This window comes from Flagellimonas algicola, from assembly GCF_005937185.1.
GTDB classification, from domain to species: Bacteria; Bacteroidota; Bacteroidia; order Flavobacteriales; family Flavobacteriaceae; genus Flagellimonas; species Flagellimonas algicola.
Genome location: NZ_VCNI01000002.1, coordinates 1,505,540 through 1,522,632, shown reverse-complemented (window position 1 = coordinate 1,522,632; position 17,093 = coordinate 1,505,540). Strand labels below are relative to the sequence as shown.

The following is a 17,093-nucleotide window of genomic DNA, read 5'->3' as shown; positions in this document are numbered from 1 at the left end:
CGAAATGATCAGGAACGAAGAATTAGAGAAGGTTATAGACGAAAGTCAACAAGGAAGTCCCCTTACTTTGGAAAGTGACGAAAAAAACAGCCGAAAGCTATATATAGAAAGCTACGGTTGTCAAATGAATTTCTCGGACAGTGAGATCGTAGCATCTATTTTGGCCAAGGAGGGATTCAATACTACCCAGGATTTAGCGGAGGCCGATTTGGTCTTGGTCAATACCTGTTCCATCAGGGAAAAAGCCGAACAGACCGTCCGCAAACGATTGGAAAAATTCAATGCGGTCAAAAAAACCAATCCAGGTATGAAGGTTGGGGTTTTGGGCTGTATGGCAGAACGCTTGAAAAACAAATTCCTGGAAGAGGAAAAAATTGTGGATATGGTGGTTGGCCCGGATGCCTACAAAGACCTGCCCAACCTAATCCAAGAAATTGATGAGGGAAGAAACGCGGTGAACGTTATTCTTTCCAAAGATGAAACCTATGGTGATGTTGCTCCTGTTCGATTGAACTCCAATGGTGTGACGGCCTTTGTATCCATTACCCGCGGATGCGACAATATGTGCACTTTTTGCGTGGTTCCTTTCACACGTGGACGCGAGCGAAGCAGAGATCCACAATCCATTTTGGAAGAGGTGAATGATTTATGGGAAAGAGGCTTTAAGGAAATTACCCTGCTGGGCCAAAATGTGGACAGTTACCTATGGTATGGTGGCGGTTTGAAAAAGGACTTTGAAAAGGCCTCCGAAATGCAAATGGCCACTTCGGTGAACTTTGCAAAGCTGTTGGAAATGGTTGCCATTGCCCAACCTAAAATGCGAATCCGTTTCTCTACTTCCAATCCTCAGGATATGACATTGGATGTCATTGAGTCCATGTCCAAGCATGAGAATATTTGCAATTACATTCACCTTCCGGTTCAAAGTGGTAGTGATCGCATTTTAAAGGCCATGAACCGCTTGCACACCCGAGAAGAGTACTTTGAATTGATTGACAATATCAGAAAGATCATTCCTGATTGTGCCATAAGCCAGGACATGATAACTGGTTTCCCCACGGAGACTGAGGAAGACCATCAGGACACCCTTAGTCTTATGGAATATGTGAAGTATGATTTCGGTTTTATGTTCGCCTATTCCGAAAGACCGGGAACTCTTGCTGAAAGAAAATTGGAAGATGATATTCCAGAAGCAACCAAGAAGAGAAGGTTAACGGAGATCATAGCGCTGCAGCAAAAACATAGCCTATACAGAACCCAACAGCATGTGGGCAAGGTAGAGGAGGTTTTGATAGAAGGATCTTCAAAAAAATCTGACACACATTGGATGGGGAGAAACTCCCAAAATACAGTGGTTGTTTTTCCGAAGGAAAATTACCAAGTGGGCGAGTTTGTCAATGTCAAAATCAACGAATGTACCTCAGCGACCTTAATAGGGGAAGCACAAGGTTTAAGTAAAAATAATTAAGATCTCAAGATTTAAGAGACAGGAACCAAGACACATCTTGTTTCTTGCTTCTTGAATACAGACTCCAAAAAACATGGAATCAATTCAATCCATAAAACAACGCTTTGAACTCATTGGTAATGATGTAAAGCTAAATAGGGCCTTGGAAAAAGCCATCCAGGTTGCCCCTACCGACATCTCGGTCTTGGTTACCGGGGAAAGCGGTGTGGGTAAGGAGGCCATTCCGAAGATCATACATTCCCTGTCGCATCGCAAGCATGCCAAATATATTGCGGTAAACTGCGGGGCCATCCCAGAAGGCACCATTGATAGCGAACTTTTTGGGCACGAAAAAGGGGCCTTCACCGGTGCCACCCAAACCCGTAGCGGATATTTTGAGGTGGCCAATGGAGGAACCATATTCCTTGACGAGGTTGGGGAACTGCCTCTGACCACCCAGGTTAGATTGCTTCGGGTATTGGAAAATGGGGAATTCCTAAAAGTGGGATCCTCCCAAGTCCAGAAAACAGATGTGCGCATTGTGGCCGCAACCAACATCAATATGTTTGAGGCCATTAAAAAAGAAAAGTTCCGGGAAGATCTTTATTACCGATTGAGCACGGTGGAAATCCATATTCCTCCGCTACGTGAACGACGGGAAGATATTCATTTGCTGTTTCGAAAATTTGCTTCGGACTTTGGGCAGAAATACAAAATGCCCACCATTAGGTTGGAGGAACAAGCCATTCAGTTATTGTTGAAATATCGCTGGCCCGGAAACATTAGGCAGTTGAGGAATATTGCGGAGCAGGTATCCGTATTGGAGGAAAATCGCACCATTTCAGCTGGTACGCTGCACACCTACTTGCCCAACTCCAGTAATACCAACCTGCCTGCTGTAATTGAAAAGCAAAAGAAGGAAAGTGATTTCAGCAACGAAAGGGAGATCTTGTACAAGGTGCTGTTTGATATGAAAGGTGACCTCAACGATCTCAAAAAACTCACTTTGGAATTGTTGAAGAACAGCGACACTGAAAAAGTACAGGAAGAAAATGAAACCTTGATCCAAAAAATTTACGGGAACAAGGAAGAGGATATTCCACAGGAAGAAACTAATGTAACAGAAGTTTTGCATCTACCGGAACCTGTTGTTGAAACAACAAGTACAGTATCACAACCGCAGGAGGACCGCTATCATTTTGCCGAGGAAATTGAAGAGGAAGAAACCCTATCTTTACAGGAAAAGGAAATTGAATTGATCAAAAAATCCTTGGAGCGAAACCGAGGCAAGAGAAAGGCAGCCGCTTCGGAGCTTGGTATATCAGAACGAACCTTGTATAGGAAAATCAAGCAATACGATCTGTAATTTTTGATCAAATCGATTATTGGACAAATAAATCAATGGTAAAAAAAGGAATTAAATTGGGACTACTTGTCCTTTTTTTCAGTCTACAAGGCTGTGGAATATATAATTTTTCAGGAGCTGATATAGGAACAGCGGAGAGTTTCCAGGTGAACTTTTTTCAGAATTATGCGGACCAAAGTCCCGGCTCAACCATTGAACCAGGGTTGGATAGGGAGTTTACAAACGCCCTACAGGAAATGATCAACAATCTGACTAGTCTTTCGCTGACAGGTAGTAATGGAGATTTGCTCTACGAAGGTGAAATTGTGGAATACAGGGTAACCCCGATGACCGCAACAGCCGATCAATTGACCGCCCAGAACCGATTGACTATGAGCGTAAATGTGCGTTTCTTTAATAAGACCAAAGACGACGCCGATTTTGAGCGGCGCTTCTCCTTCTTTTTTGATTTCGACGCCGCTGCGTCCCTACCATCGGTGCAATCCGCGGCGCATGAGGAAATTTTTGAACGAATCACCCAAGATATTTTTAATGCCTCGTTAGGAAACTGGTAAACAAATGAACGTATCGGATTTTATAGAAGTTCTTCAAAAATCGGACACCATCCTGTCCCCCAAACAAACACGGGAATTGGAAGGCATCATTGAAGAATATCCGTACTTTCAAGCGGCCAGGGCTTTACATCTAAAAGGATTAAAAAATCTGGACAGTTATAAATACAACAATGCCCTAAAGGTTACCGCTGCCTATACAGCAGATCGCGATGTTCTTTTTGATTTTATCACGTCCCAGGAGTTTGTTCAAAACAATATAGCGGATACCATTGCCGGTAGAGCTCCCAAGTTGGAAGACAAAAAAGCAGTTTCCGAAGAGATTGAACCCAATCCCGAAACGGAAAATCTATTGGGTGAGTCCAAGGAAGCCCTCCCACAGAACATACAGGATGCCGAACAAATATTGAGTCCAGCCCTATTTAAATCCAAGCCAGAAAGCGCCGAATCGGAACCGAGTAACGAAGAAACTTCCGAAGGAAAGGCTGAACTCGAGCTTGGAAAACCCCTCCCCTTCACCAAAAAAGAGCGCCACTCCTTTACTGAATGGTTGCAACTTACCTCCAATTCCACGGATGATGCGAATCAGGAATCTGATTCAAAAAGCCTGGACAAAAGACAAAAGTTTGATTTGCTGGACAAGTTTATTGCGAATAGACCAAAGATTGTCCCCAACGAAGATTCCAGTGCCAAGGTCAACATAAAAGAGTCCACGAAGATGGACAAAAGTGAGCTGATGACCCAGACATTGGCCAAGGTGTATTTGGAGCAAAAAAAGTACAAAAAAGCCATTCAGGCCTATAAAATATTGAGTTTGAAATATCCGGAAAAAAGTGGTTTCTTTGCAGACCAAATTCGGGCGGTGAAGAAGCTGCAGAAAGAAAAAGATTAAGATAAAACCATGAGTACGTTTACTATATTTTTGATTTTGATCATTGTTGTATGCCTTTTGTTGGTATTGGTGATCATGGTGCAGAACCCTAAAGGAGGCGGATTGTCTTCCTCTTTTGGAGGTGGTGGAAGCCAAATAGTTGGGGGAGTCAAAAAAACCGGGGACTTTTTGGATAAAAGTACTTGGACCTTAGCAGGATTGTTGATTGTATTGATTCTTGTTTCCAATGTTTCCCTTAAGGGAAATTTCAGTCAGGCCGACTCTAAATTATTGCAAGGAGATGACATTGAAAACACGGTGCCTGAGACTGTTCCAGAAACAGTTCCTGAGCAAGTTCCAGCAACGGATAACACTAATCCAGCGGACACCATCAACTAAAATAAGGTGACAGAACAAATACATAATGCCAGCTTGAAATGACAAGCTGGCATTTTTGTTTTCTATAATGTCAGTTTTCATCATAATGGCATAATTTCTGTCCAAACATTCGAGAATTTTTAAAACAAATACCTAAAGATTAATAATATGGCTAAAGTTAACATCCAACCATTAGCGGACAGGGTTCTTATAGAACCTGTAGAGGCTGAGACCAAAACAGCTTCGGGAATCATCATCCCGGATACCGCCAAAGAAAAACCCCAAAAAGGAAACGTAGTTGCCGTTGGTCCCGGAACCAAGGACGAATCCATGACCGTTAAGGTTGGCGATACGGTTCTTTACGGAAAATATGCAGGTACCGAACTAAAATTGGACGGCTCTGACTACCTGATCATGCGCGAAAGTGACATTTTAGCAATCGTATAACAGCTAAAAATTCCAAAAAAAATAACAAACTCCAAAGTACGACTTTCCTGAATTCATCATTTGGGATTTAGATTTTGGAACTTTAATTTTTCAACATAAAAATTATAAAATGGCAAAAGATATTAAGTTCGATATAGATGCACGCGACGGCCTAAAAAAAGGTGTGGATGCCTTGGCCAATGCTGTAAAAGTTACCTTGGGACCCAAGGGTAGAAACGTAATCATCAACAAATCCTTCGGCGCTCCCCAAGTCACCAAAGATGGGGTAACCGTGGCCAAGGAAATTGAATTGGAAAACGCCTTGGAGAACATGGGTGCCCAAATGGTTAAAGAAGTTGCTTCCAAAACCAACGATCTTGCCGGTGATGGAACAACCACTGCAACCGTTCTTGCACAAGCCATCGTAAAGGAAGGCCTTAAAAACGTTGCTGCCGGTGCCAACCCGATGGATTTGAAAAGAGGAATTGACAAGGCGGTGGAAGCCATTGTAAAAGATCTTTCCAAGCAGTCCAAAAAAGTAGGGGACTCTTCAGAAAAAATTAAGCAAGTTGCCGCCATCTCTGCCAACAATGACGGAGCCATAGGTGACCTTATCGCCCAAGCGTTTGAAAAAGTAGGCAAAGAAGGTGTTATCACTGTTGAAGAAGCCAAGGGTACAGATACCTACGTTGATGTGGTGGAAGGAATGCAGTTTGATCGTGGATACCTTTCCCCATACTTCGTTACGGATTCTGAAAAGATGATTGCTGATTTGGAGAACCCTTACATCTTGTTGTTCGACAAGAAAATCTCCTCTATGAAAGATTTGCTTCCTGTATTGGAGCCTGTTGCCCAATCCGGAAAGCCTCTTTTGATCATTGCTGAGGATGTTGACGGAGAAGCATTGGCTACCTTGGTGGTGAACAAATTGAGAGGCTCCTTGAAAATCGCTGCTGTTAAAGCACCAGGTTTTGGTGACCGAAGAAAGGCCATGCTGGAAGACATTGCCATTCTTACCAATGGTACCGTTATTTCTGAGGAAAGAGGTTTCTCTTTGGAAAATGCCTCTTTGGAGATGCTAGGTTCTTGTGAGCGAATCACTATAGACAAAGACAATACAACAATTGTGAACGGTTCTGGAGATACGGACAATATCAAAACCCGTGTGAATCAGATCAAATCACAAATTGAAACTACCACTTCCGATTACGACAAGGAAAAACTTCAAGAACGTTTGGCCAAATTGGCCGGTGGGGTTGCCGTACTTTATGTAGGTGCTGCTTCTGAGGTTGAAATGAAGGAGAAAAAAGATCGTGTGGATGATGCCTTGCACGCCACAAGAGCTGCTGTTGAAGAAGGAATTGTTGCTGGTGGTGGTGTAGCCTTGGTTAGAGCCAAGTCTGTACTTGCCAAGGTGGATTCTGTAAATGCCGACGAGGAAACTGGATTGCAGATTGTAGCACGTGCTATTGAATCCCCATTGCGTACCATTGTTGAAAACGCAGGTGGCGAAGGTTCCGTTGTTGTTGCAAAAGTAATGGACGGTAAGGGTGACTTTGGTTACGATGCCAAGTCTGACCAATATGTAGAGATGATGAAAGCAGGGATCATCGATCCTAAAAAAGTAACCCGTATTGCATTGGAAAATGCGGCATCTGTTTCAGGAATGATCTTGACCACGGAATGTTCATTGACCGACATCAAGGAAGATGCCCCAGCTATGCCTCCAATGGGAGGTGGCGGCGGAATGCCAGGAATGATGTAGGAATTCCGAAACCATAAAAAGAAAGCCCCAAGATTTGGGGCTTTTTTTATTCGCTATATAATTGGGTCTGGTAAAATGCTGGGATGGAAAACCACTGCGCCATCATGGCATCAACCTGTCCCAAACGCCCACCCTGCCTTGGTCCAGAAACGGCTTCGCCAAAAACATTCCATTCATTCCCCTCATTGTCCGTAAGTACAATAGCTCCATTTCCAGCAGCAAACGCATACTCAAATTCGAGATTAACCGTATCCTCAACCAAAGCAAACACAGTTATAAAATTTTGATTTCCTACCAACAACAGTTCATTACCACCATACAAATCCCTTAAAATATTATCCGTCTCAAAATCAGAAAACTGATATGCCTTAGCCCGATTTCCATTTAAAATGGCCAAAACCTTTTCTTTGGAAGGCAATCGTGGGTCTTTGTCCACAGGAAACAGGAAAAATTCGTGGTCCGTGTTGTAGTTCCCATAAGGCGACACCCCATAGGTTCTGGAAAAACCAGTATCGGTGCTCACCACCCTAACTTCTGGAAACATTTGTTTCAACGTGCCCCAGTTGGTTTCCAACAGTTGATACAATTCTGGTTTACGACCAATTAAGGTTCCATTTACGGATTCATTTAATATTTGGGACCAATTGCTATCCGTTTGTCGGTCATACGGAATAAGATTGGTGTTGTAAAGTAGGCCAGAAACCCCAAAAGTAGTTTCGGTACCTTCCAACATTCTTCCCCAGCCTATTCCTGTGCCGGTCAAAGGGCAAAAGGTAACCGCCATGGAAACATCCCCGATATTATCATTAATAATCTCGTGCCAATCCAATATGATATGGGGATATGCCCTTACCTCATCTCCATTTTTAAAGGCCAAGACCAAATCATTATTTTGAAGTACCTCAGTTTGATCCGCGGTAATCAGTTCAGGATTATCCAAGGCAGGAATTCCATCCTTTCCTGGCCCTCCATCCAGCACCTCTGCCACGGGAATACTCCATGGAGAAGAGTTATTTGTAGGAGTGTCATCCGTTCCTCCTGAGTTGGTCTGCTCTGCAGAACTGCAGCCATACATCGCAAACAACCCCAAAAAAATCAAAATTCTTTTCATAGCAAGTATTTTTTAGTTGTTGAGTATCGTGTTATTCTTTCGTTTTAAAGTGATAAAAATCCCTGCAGTAACTCTCAAGGTAGGCGTTAGCTGTGTGCCCTCAACAAAACTGTGGACCGGTATTTCAACTTTGGATACCAAGGCCATGGACGGTGAAAGGGCAGCGGAAATTTCAGGCCGGATAAAAATCCATTCCCCACCCGTATTGGGTAGATTGGAAGCATTGATTTTATCTACAAAGGCCTTCCTGTATTTGACAACCAATGAGGGTTCAAAAAGGGTATTGAGCCATAAAAATTGGTCTGAATAGCCCACATTGCCTTGAATTTCATTTCCAAATTCGTAGGTTGAAGTGCTATTCAAATAATCCTTGTTTACCCCAGTAAATCTAATCGTAACATTGGCGGATAGCGTAGCTGATTCCCTAAATGCCGGATTCTTTGAAAAAGATACCAAACCCACAAAGTCCCATGCACCACTTCCCGGCTGCAAATCGGCTGTAAGTTGAATCCCTTCACCGGTGGTAAAATCGGATCGCCCAAAGGGGATTTTAATCCCACCTCCAATACTAATATTTGACTTTTCCCCCACCAAATCCGGAAACGCATATTTCACCAAAAAGACCCCATCGCCTATACCACTGGTTTCGGTATCCGTCTCATTGCCAAATTGGGATATCGTCCGCAACTGATTGACCCATGTCAAAAGCGATTCAATAGATAATCTATCCGTAAACGCATATCCCGCACTTACCAAAACAGAATTGGTAACACGTAACCGGGAATCATCATCCAACCTATCAGAGCCTGCATTTAAGGTGTTAAGATTGTTGTAGTCATAACTCACCCCAAGAGTAAAAGCTCCTTTGCCTTCATTGGGCAAACCCAGATTATTGGACAGCGGAACACCACCCGAACAACAAGTCTGGGCATAGCACATGTCCATGGTACATATAGCCATGAACAAAAGAAGGGAACCAAAAATTTTCATAGCACCTTTTGAGAAGTGCCATAAAAATGCAAATCCTTACAATTCAGCATGTTAAAATTTATGATTTGCTGTCGACCTCATGCATTTACCACCCTTAAATTCCACTAGTGATCCAAGCATCACAATAGCTCCAAATCTGTTGTTGATATATGTACCAACGCTCTCGGTCTAATACTTTCTGTTTTACTACTGATAAATGACTAATTTTTAGTTTCTAAACCTATACTTAAAAATGAAATTCTCCCAATTATTGAACTCCGTCCTGACCATCGTATTAGCGGTTGGCATAGTGGGTTGTTCCGAACCACCTGAAGAAACCGATTCCATAGTGGTCATGGGCTACTATGTCCCAGAAGCGGACTACCAACCTGCCCAACTTCCGTTGGATCAACTTACCCACATCATATTCTCATTTACCAATGTGATCGATGGTGAAATGAAGTTTAGAAATGTAGAATCCGGCGAAAAACTCAAAGCCTTGGTGGCCCAACGTGAAAAACACCCCCATATTAAAGTAATGATTGCTTGTGGCGGATGGGGCGCCGATGGTTTTTCGGACATGGCGCATACTCCCGAAAACCGCAAAAAGTTTGTGGAAAGTGCTGTTGCATTTAACAAAACCTACGAATTGGACGGACTGGATATGGATTGGGAATATCCCGCCATTCCTGCCGCGGGAACAGGAGCAAGACCGGAAGACAAGCAAAATTTCACCTTGCTGATGAAAGAACTTCGGGAGGGATTGAACACCCTAGATCGCAAACAAACCTTAACGTTTGCCTCTGCGGGTTGGCAACGATACTACAACAATGTGGAGTTACTGGAAGTGATGAAACATGTGGACTATATGAATATCATGACCTATGATCAAGTCGGAGGAAGTTCCCCCTTTACCGGACATCATACACCGCTCGGTCTCATCACCGAAGAGGATGTCAAAGAAACCTTTGCTTGGGAATACATGAATGAGCGAAGAGAGCAATTGAAGGAAAGAGGCATTACTAATCTCAATCCCAGATCTGCGGAGCGTATTGTTGATTATTGTTTACAGCAAGGAGTTAAAGCAGAACAGATGGTCATCGGATCTGCGTTCTATGGCCGCGCTTGGAAAGGTGTTCCGCCAACCAACAATGGTTTGTACCAGTCCAACACTGGAGCTCATATTGGATGGAGTGCTTATAGGCAGATCAGAAGTGAATTTGAGCCTAATGAACAATACAAAAGATATTGGGACCCCATAGCCAAGGCACCATACCTCTACAATGCAACGGACAGCATATTTATTAGTTATGACGATACTGTTTCCGTTCGCTTAAAGACGGAATATGCACTACAAAAGCAATTAGGAGGCATTATGTTTTGGCAATTGGGCAACGACACCAAAGATTCCAATAGTCTTCTGAAAGCTATGTACGAAGCATCCATAAAATAACCTCACCATGCCAAAAAAATTTAATTTCATTATCCTAGGCCTGGCTGTTCTTTTATCGGCCTGTTCTAACAATAAAACTACCTTGTCAAAGAGAGGCCAAACAGAATATGAAATTGTCTTTATGGACAATGCCTCCAAACAAGTTTATCTAGCTGCTGAAAAGCTTGCAGAGCATCTAGAAACAATAAGTGGAGCAAGCTTTGATGTTGTTGGAGAAAGTTCCCAAACCACAAAGAAGAAAATCTATGTGGGCAATATCAAGGAAGAATCTTTGGAATACCATCAAATTAAAATCCAGACAGAAAATGGGAATTTGTACGTCAGTGGTGGTTCCGATGCTGCTACCCAAAATGCCGTCTATGAGTTTTTGGAAAAGTTCTTAGACTGCAAATGGTATGCGCCCGGAGTTGCAAAAATTCCGGAAATGAAGACCATTTCCCTGAATCCCATTGATTATTCCTATACTCCGGAAATTACTACTCGAACCGTCCATTCAAGGTTGTTTTACCAAAATCATGAATTCGCTGATCAACTCAAGGTAACCTACGAGGCATTTCCCACCTATGTTCCCTCTGCACGGGTACATACGTTTCATAAGTTTATGCCAGAGGAGGTTTTTTACGAGGAGCACCCTGAATATTATGCCCTAAGGGGGGATAAAAGATTGCCCACACAACTCTGTCTCACCAATGAGACCGTTTTGGAGATAGTAAAAGATTCGGTTGCAGCCCTATTTGAAAGACATCCCAATGCTGCCGTTTTATCTGTGAGCCAAGATGACAATCAGCAGTATTGCCAATGTCCCGTTTGCAGTAAAGTGGACGAAGCGGAGGGAAGCCCTGCCGGCACCATGATTCAATTTGTCAATCAAGTTGCCAAGTCGTTTCCAGAAAAGACAATTTCTACTTTGGCATACCAACACACTCGGAAACCACCAAAATTACGTCCTGAGGAAAATGTACTGATCACCTTGTGTTCCATTGAATGTGATCGAAGTGCCCCCATTGCAGACAAGTGTCAGGATTTTGCCAATGACCTTACCGGTTGGGGAAAATTGACGAACAACATCCGGATTTGGGATTATACCACCCAATTCACCAACTTTTTGGCCCCATTCCCCAATATCCGAACGCTACAGCCCAACATCCAGTTGTTTCGAGACAATAATGCCCAATGGGTATTTGAGCAGCACAGCAATAATCCCAGTGAATTGTTCGAGCTTCGCTCGTATATGACCGCAAAACTACTCTGGAATCCAAATCTTGATTTTCAGGGCTTGCTCGAGGAGTTTACAGATGGATATTATGAAGAAGCAGCGCCATTCGTAAGAGAATATGTCAACAAGATTCATGATCAATTGCAAGAGGTTCCGGATTTTTTCCTCTTCCTATATGGAGATCCCTCCGAAGCATTTGGTTCTTATCTGAATCCTGAACTTTTAAAGGAATATGTTGCCTTGTTCGATGCTGCAGAGGAAGCGGTCTCCCAAAAACCGGTTGTTGTAAATCGGGTTAAACTGGCCCGCATGGGGATTGATTATGCAGTTTTGGAAGCCAGCAGAAAAAACCTGACCGAGGATTTAAGTCTTACCGTTGCTGATGCCAATGGAGTGGAATCCATAAATCCAACGGTTGCATTGTTGTTAGACAACTTCAGTAAGACCGCAAAGGCAAACGACATCACCCTGATGAACGAAATGGGCTTTACGGTAAACGAGTATGGAGCCAATTACCTGTCCGCCTTGGAAATGGCCAAGAAACCCAACAAAGCCAAAGGAAAAAAAGTAGTGACGCTTACCCAACCCAAGAAATATGCCGGAGAAGACCCCATGGTCCTCACTGATGGTGCATTGGGCGGTAGTAGTTTTTATGCCAATTGGCTTGGGTATGAAGGGAACCGTATGGAAGTGGTGGTGGATTTAGGAAAAATCCAATCCGTTAGCAGCATTTCCATGGCTTTTTTACAAGTGACCAATCACGTGGTGTTTTTTCCATCTGAAGTACAGTATTTGGGATCTATGGATAACGAAAATTTCGTTTCTCTTGGAACACTGGCAAATCCGAAGCCGCTGAACAAAAAGAGCAAGGTCAACGACATCCAATACTTTGATCTTGATTTTAACCCTACAAACCTTAGATACATTAAAGTAATTGCACCAAATACCCCAACTCCATACTGGCACCATGCCGCCGGTTTGCCCTCTTGGGTATTTGCTGACGAAATTATTATTGATTAATCAACCAAAGCTACATCCAAAATAAAAAACCCCTTGTTTTTGACAAGGGACTTTTAGATAAATTTCTACGCCAACAGCATCCAAAATGCCATAATCAACATGATGGCATTTTCAATAAAGGTGGCTTCGGTCATCGGAAGTTTTAATGCCGTTCCCAAACAGGCACATCGGATGCTCTTTTTGTCCAACAAAGTTTTGGTGACCCCAAAAGTTGTTATTCCAAGTACCACAATGGTGGCAATTAGGGCAGATTGTAACTCCAATCGCATCAAAAATAGCAGTCCCAATCCCAGTTCAATAAAGGGGTAAAGCCATCCATAAAATGGCACAGCTCTTGCCAATGGATCGTACATTGCGAAGCTTTCGGGAAAACCCTTCAAATCCAAGAACTTGAAAAAGCTAAAAACAATATAGAACAGTCCCATAAAATCCAACATGGCTTCATTGGTATTCCAATCTCTTACATGGAGCAAAATTGCTGCTCCAAAGAGGTAGGCAAAAATCAAGAATAAGGGCTGCAACTGGGCCCATTTCGATTTCTCTTCCGGTAAACCTATTGGTTCAACAACAGCTTTCTTTTCCGAAATACTGTATTTATCAGGTAGGGCAGCCCTTAAATCAGACAATTGGATATGCTGATTCATTGAAATTTGTGCTGAAGCAGAAGCAAGGTCTACCTCAACATCTTCCACCCCACTCACATTGGACAGTTTTTCCCTAACAGATGACACGCAACCTCCACAGGTCATTCCTGTTATGGAATAGGTATGTTTCATTTAATGGTCTTTATGGTGATGACTGTCGTCCGTATTGTCTTCTCGATACTTGCAGCAGGGATGAATCTTATCATAAGCCTCTTGGCTGGCCTTAAGTTCCTTGGTATCGTGTCCCGCCTGGACCAAAGCTGTTTTAATCTTCATGGCATCGGTCTTTCTTTCGTCCATAACCAGAGAAAGTTGATGGGTTGGAATGTCCCAGCTGGCAAACTTCACCCCAGGCACTTCAAGAGCTGCCTTTTCGATACGCATTTTACACATTTCGCACTTGCCGTTGACATCTAAGACCATTTTTTTGTTTTTGTCTTGAGCCATCCCTAAGGTGGAAATCAACAAGCAAACAACTATCAAAATTCTATTTTTCATCTTGTATTATTTTAGTTTGTTATGATTTAAATCTAAAGCCCGCATATACCATCCGACCAAAGATTGGGGCATATACTATGGTCGTGTCAAAGTTCGTTCCAAAAGGATCCTGTGATCCCAATACTGGATTATCCTGTCTAAAATTAGTCAAATTCTCTCCTCCCAAATACACTTCAAATTTCTTTGAAAAGACCTTGGTGACCTGTGCATTCATTAAACTATAGCCTTCAGAAAAATCTCCCAATTGCAAATCAATTGGATTGGAGGATGTATCGGGAAGTCTTTGTTCTCCCAGGGCATTGAATGTATAGTCAAAACGCCATTGGGAACCATTCTCCGTAGGTTCTGTTGTATAGCCCAAATTGGTAAAAAAGCGATGTCGCGCCTGCAAAGGTTTCTGCAGCCTGCCGCTTTGGTAATCGGTCTTTACATCGTAGAATTTATAGGCTGTTCGAACTTCAAATCTGGGCAACAGTTCATGGTTTAACTCCACCTGAAGACTGTTGGCATAGCTTTTTCCGTCCAAATTGGAGAAGGTCACCTCCAGGGGATTTTCCCAATCCACCACAATTTGGTTGTCGAAATCCGTTCTGTAAAAATCCACAGAGAAATTTCCTGGTCTTTCAAACAGGGTAAAACCCTGTAAAAAACTTACACCATAGTTAATGGCCTTTTCAGGATCGAATCCGTAAACCGGACCACCATTATCCTGCAATTGAATAGTTCTAGAGGAAGCAAACAATTTCTGGTTCTCTGCAAAAATGTTGGCTGCCCTTCTTCCAATACCAAAGGAACCTCTTAAACTCCCTTTCTCCCAAGGGGTGTATCGAACATGAAGGCGGGGAGTTACAAAATTACCCAATCTGTTATGGGTATCTACCCGTAAACCAGCGGTTAAACTTAGTTTCTCAAGATTGGTATAAGCGTACTCAAAAAACGCACCTGCGGAACGGTCCACACGCTCAAAATTTTGAGCGTTTACCAGTTCATCATAGCCATCATAGGCAAATGTTAAACCAGCTTTGAATTTGTTCTTGGTATTGTCAATTATAGAATTGAACAACAAGTTGGAATAAATACTGGTATGATCAATATTGTACACATTAAATCCGTAGTAGGAATCCTGTTGATGATTGCTAAAAGAAGCTTGGAATCCAAAACTCTGATAGGGCAAATTAGGAAAAACGTATCCCAGTTTCAATGACCCATCAAACCGCTTGGTGTCAATTTCACTGCCCCAGGCATTAGTTGTAAATCGGTCTGTATCTGGATTAAAGTCCTCCTGGCCAATTTGTTTTTCATCATTAAGGTATCGTACGTTCAAAAAGCTAACCCATCCTGTTTCCGGGTTTTGATATTGCCATCGGTTCATGATGTTGATCTGATTGGCCAATGGATTGTCCAAAAAACCATCATCATTGTTATCTACCTCGATATCCCGTCTATTGCCATGAATATACAGTCCGGTACTCCATTTGTCCGATAATTTGGTGTTCAAATGGGTGTTCAGCTCCAATCTCCCATTTAGGTTGGCATAACCATTGGCAAATATGGGGGTATCCGTCAACGGTTTTTGCAATTCAGTATTGATCTGGCCCGAAATACTTTCATAGCCATTAACCACACTTCCTGCACCTTTGGTAATCTGTATGCTCTCCACCCAGGTTCCAGGTGTGAAGGTGAGTCCAAAAGCCTGCGAAGCCCCTCGGACCATAGGGATATTCTCTTGGGTAATCAACAGATAGGGACTGGTCAATCCCAACATCTGTATTTGCTTTGTTCCAGTCAACGCATCGTTGAAATTGACATCGATGGCCGGATTGGTCTCAAAACTTTCGGATAGGTTGCAACATGCCGCTTTCAGCAGTTCTGCGCTATTTACCGTAACCACGTTCTGAGGGGAAAAATAGGCTTTTTGCACGGCATCCCGTTCTTTCTCCACAACCACCTCATCCAATTGGTTGGAAGGTCGCAACCAATGATGAACCATTTTGGGCTCATTAATGGTAAGCGTATCTGACTGAAATCCAACAAAGCTGATAATGAGCTTATTGTATTCAGAGGTATATGGAATGGTAAAGGTGCCGTTGTCCTTGGTTATGGTTCCAATTTGGGAATCCATCCAGTACACATTGGCACCGGCTAGCCCAATGTGCTTGTTTTCTGTATTGGCTTCCATCACCATCCCTTCAATTTTATCTTGGGCGGTAGCTACAATGGGAAGCCAAAGCAATAATTTTAATATGTGTTTCATTAGATATTTTAAACATTTGTTATTGAAATAAATCAACCCTCCCGACTCAAATTCCTGAGACGGGTAATTGCAAATTGTTCAAAACATCAAATCAAGAAAACTTGATCCAAAAGATGGATATCCCGGGTTATTAAAGGCGGCGGATAACCTTCATGCGGAACGGGGAGTTCCTCCAAGGATTCAAAAAGATTAAGATAGCCGTGGGTAAAAGCAACCAAGAACACTTGTTGCTCCAACTCCAAATCGGTCAAAGTTAGCTTTAAATCATCCTGACCGGAAACGGTGAAAGACTCATCATCACAACAATGATTTTCTTCAGTTTCATCCCCCATAGCTGCCATTGCCATTTCCATGGCGCAATGCTCCGCTTCGGCAAATAGGGAAATGTCCATGACCCTGCCCATGCACAAGTGTTTTTCCACAGTCCAAGAAACGGTGGAAAGCAGCACCAACATGGCCAAGCCAACAGATAATATTTGCCTAATAAGGTCCTTCACGGCAACAAAATTACCAAATATTTCAGTTGCTCTCAAAATCAGCGTCAATCCTTAACTAAATTTTAGGGATACCTGGATGTAATTTTAATGGTAAAAATCGACCTAAAAGTCCAGTTTAAAATACATTTGCAAAAACTAAAATATGCTTGCCGATCTAAAACCCAAAGTTGCCTCCATCATGGACCAATCAGAGAAAGCTGTAGATGAGCGTCTCGCCGAAATTTGTGAATTGCTCCTTAATTCCATCTCTTACTATGACTGGGTTGGATTTTATTTTAAAAATGGGGATAAGGAAGAACTTAAATTGGGGCCCTATGCAGGCGAGCCTACTGATCATACCATTATTCCATTTGGTAAAGGCATTTGTGGGCAGGTGGCCGTAAGTAATCAAAACTTTGTAGTCCCTGATGTGGCCGCCCAGGACAATTATATTGCTTGTAGTATTACCGTAAAGGCAGAAATTGTTGTTCCGCTGTTCTTGAACGGGGAAAATATTGGCCAAATCGACATTGATTCCAACACCCCGGACCCCTTTTCGGAGGAGGACGAACGCTTTTTGGAATTTGTGAACGAAAAAGTATCACAAATTCTTTAAAACTAGTGCCATTTTGTTGATAACACAGCTCA

At 42.7% G+C, this 17,093-nt stretch carries 16 protein-coding genes; 10 read left to right on the top strand and 6 right to left on the bottom strand.

The annotated features are described in order from the left end of the window. The first annotated feature begins 4 nt into the window (after window positions 1–4). The 7 genes from miaB (at window position 5) to groL (ending at window position 6,804) form a co-directional block, all read left to right on the top strand. Window positions 5–1,468, top strand: coding sequence for a tRNA (N6-isopentenyl adenosine(37)-C2)-methylthiotransferase MiaB (miaB, locus tag FGG15_RS15730; protein WP_138837945.1), 1,464 nt, complete (start codon window positions 5–7; stop codon window positions 1,466–1,468). Between the two features lie 73 nt (window positions 1,469–1,541). Next, window positions 1,542–2,813 (top strand): sigma-54 interaction domain-containing protein, encoded by a 1,272-nt coding sequence (locus tag FGG15_RS15725; protein ID WP_138837943.1) that lies wholly within the window; start codon window positions 1,542–1,544, stop codon window positions 2,811–2,813. A 35-nt stretch (window positions 2,814–2,848) separates the two neighbouring features. Next, the gene (locus tag FGG15_RS15720) at window positions 2,849–3,367 is read left to right on the top strand and encodes an LptE family protein (protein WP_138837941.1); all 519 of its coding nucleotides are present in this window, start codon (window positions 2,849–2,851) and stop codon (window positions 3,365–3,367) included. Between the two features lie 4 nt (window positions 3,368–3,371). Continuing rightward, window positions 3,372–4,256: a hypothetical protein gene (locus FGG15_RS15715; protein WP_138837939.1), complete on the top strand. Its 885-nt coding sequence runs from the start codon at window positions 3,372–3,374 to the stop codon at window positions 4,254–4,256. Between the two features lie 9 nt (window positions 4,257–4,265). Beyond that, complete coding sequence (gene secG, locus FGG15_RS15710; protein ID WP_138837937.1) at window positions 4,266–4,634, top strand: preprotein translocase subunit SecG; 369 nt, start codon at window positions 4,266–4,268, stop codon at window positions 4,632–4,634. A gap of 147 nt (window positions 4,635–4,781) precedes the next feature. Then, window positions 4,782–5,060 (top strand): co-chaperone GroES, encoded by a 279-nt coding sequence (locus FGG15_RS15705; protein ID WP_138837935.1) that lies wholly within the window; start codon window positions 4,782–4,784, stop codon window positions 5,058–5,060. A 109-nt stretch (window positions 5,061–5,169) separates the two neighbouring features. Next, window positions 5,170–6,804, top strand: a complete 1,635-nt coding sequence (groL, locus tag FGG15_RS15700; RefSeq protein ID WP_138837933.1) for a chaperonin GroEL — start codon at window positions 5,170–5,172, stop codon at window positions 6,802–6,804. A gap of 46 nt (window positions 6,805–6,850) precedes the next feature. Here groL and FGG15_RS15695 read toward each other — a convergent pair whose 3' ends face one another. Next, complete coding sequence (locus FGG15_RS15695; RefSeq protein ID WP_138837931.1) at window positions 6,851–7,915, bottom strand: DUF3179 domain-containing protein; 1,065 nt, start codon at window positions 7,913–7,915, stop codon at window positions 6,851–6,853. A gap of 12 nt (window positions 7,916–7,927) precedes the next feature. Further along, window positions 7,928–8,905: a transporter gene (locus FGG15_RS15690; protein ID WP_138837929.1), complete on the bottom strand. Its 978-nt coding sequence runs from the start codon at window positions 8,903–8,905 to the stop codon at window positions 7,928–7,930. Window positions 8,906–9,137: 232 nt separating this feature from the next. Here FGG15_RS15690 and FGG15_RS15685 point away from each other — a divergent pair, with 232 nt between their 5' ends. Next, window positions 9,138–10,337, top strand: a complete 1,200-nt coding sequence (locus FGG15_RS15685; protein WP_138837927.1) for a glycoside hydrolase family 18 protein — start codon at window positions 9,138–9,140, stop codon at window positions 10,335–10,337. Between the two features lie 7 nt (window positions 10,338–10,344). Beyond that, window positions 10,345–12,573 (top strand): DUF4838 domain-containing protein, encoded by a 2,229-nt coding sequence (locus FGG15_RS15680; protein WP_138837925.1) that lies wholly within the window; start codon window positions 10,345–10,347, stop codon window positions 12,571–12,573. A 65-nt stretch (window positions 12,574–12,638) separates the two neighbouring features. Here the strand turns inward: FGG15_RS15680 and FGG15_RS15675 are convergent, their stop codons facing one another. The 4 genes from FGG15_RS15675 to FGG15_RS15660 all read right to left on the bottom strand — a co-directional run bounded on the left by FGG15_RS15675 (window position 12,639) and on the right by FGG15_RS15660 (window position 16,466). Further along, window positions 12,639–13,349, bottom strand: a complete 711-nt coding sequence (locus tag FGG15_RS15675; protein WP_138837923.1) for a heavy-metal-associated domain-containing protein — start codon at window positions 13,347–13,349, stop codon at window positions 12,639–12,641. Continuing rightward, window positions 13,350–13,715: a heavy-metal-associated domain-containing protein gene (locus FGG15_RS15670; protein ID WP_138837921.1), complete on the bottom strand. Its 366-nt coding sequence runs from the start codon at window positions 13,713–13,715 to the stop codon at window positions 13,350–13,352. A 19-nt stretch (window positions 13,716–13,734) separates the two neighbouring features. Beyond that, complete coding sequence (locus FGG15_RS15665) at window positions 13,735–15,969, bottom strand: TonB-dependent receptor (protein WP_138837919.1); 2,235 nt, start codon at window positions 15,967–15,969, stop codon at window positions 13,735–13,737. 86 nt (window positions 15,970–16,055) lie between these two features. Beyond that, window positions 16,056–16,466: an HYC_CC_PP family protein gene (locus FGG15_RS15660; RefSeq protein WP_237561834.1), complete on the bottom strand. Its 411-nt coding sequence runs from the start codon at window positions 16,464–16,466 to the stop codon at window positions 16,056–16,058. Between the two features lie 142 nt (window positions 16,467–16,608). Between FGG15_RS15660 and FGG15_RS15655 the strand changes: the two genes are divergently transcribed. After that, on the top strand, window positions 16,609–17,061 hold the full coding sequence (locus FGG15_RS15655) for a GAF domain-containing protein (RefSeq protein WP_138837917.1): 453 nt from the start codon (window positions 16,609–16,611) through the stop codon (window positions 17,059–17,061). Window positions 17,062–17,093 lie beyond the last annotated feature (32 nt).

Bases quoted from the DNA above. Each gene is read 5' to 3' on its own strand.
- FGG15_RS15685 (WP_138837927.1), top strand. From the start codon at position 9,138: ATGAAATTCTCCCAATTATTGAACTCCGTCCTGACCATCGTATTAGCG.
- FGG15_RS15695 (WP_138837931.1), bottom strand. From the start codon at position 7,915: ATGAAAAGAATTTTGATTTTTTTGGGGTTGTTTGCGATGTATGGCTGC.
- secG (WP_138837937.1), top strand. From the start codon at position 4,266: ATGAGTACGTTTACTATATTTTTGATTTTGATCATTGTTGTATGCCTT.
- FGG15_RS15670 (WP_138837921.1), bottom strand. From the start codon at position 13,715: ATGAAAAATAGAATTTTGATAGTTGTTTGCTTGTTGATTTCCACCTTA.
- FGG15_RS15715 (WP_138837939.1), top strand. From the start codon at position 3,372: ATGAACGTATCGGATTTTATAGAAGTTCTTCAAAAATCGGACACCATC.
- FGG15_RS15655 (WP_138837917.1), top strand. From the start codon at position 16,609: ATGCTTGCCGATCTAAAACCCAAAGTTGCCTCCATCATGGACCAATCA.
- miaB (WP_138837945.1), top strand. From the start codon at position 5: ATGATCAGGAACGAAGAATTAGAGAAGGTTATAGACGAAAGTCAACAA.
- FGG15_RS15680 (WP_138837925.1), top strand. From the start codon at position 10,345: ATGCCAAAAAAATTTAATTTCATTATCCTAGGCCTGGCTGTTCTTTTA.
- FGG15_RS15665 (WP_138837919.1), bottom strand. From the start codon at position 15,969: ATGAAACACATATTAAAATTATTGCTTTGGCTTCCCATTGTAGCTACC.
- FGG15_RS15720 (WP_138837941.1), top strand. From the start codon at position 2,849: ATGGTAAAAAAAGGAATTAAATTGGGACTACTTGTCCTTTTTTTCAGT.
- groL (WP_138837933.1), top strand. From the start codon at position 5,170: ATGGCAAAAGATATTAAGTTCGATATAGATGCACGCGACGGCCTAAAA.
- FGG15_RS15725 (WP_138837943.1), top strand. From the start codon at position 1,542: ATGGAATCAATTCAATCCATAAAACAACGCTTTGAACTCATTGGTAAT.
- FGG15_RS15705 (WP_138837935.1), top strand. From the start codon at position 4,782: ATGGCTAAAGTTAACATCCAACCATTAGCGGACAGGGTTCTTATAGAA.
- FGG15_RS15690 (WP_138837929.1), bottom strand. From the start codon at position 8,905: ATGAAAATTTTTGGTTCCCTTCTTTTGTTCATGGCTATATGTACCATG.
- FGG15_RS15675 (WP_138837923.1), bottom strand. From the start codon at position 13,349: ATGAAACATACCTATTCCATAACAGGAATGACCTGTGGAGGTTGCGTG.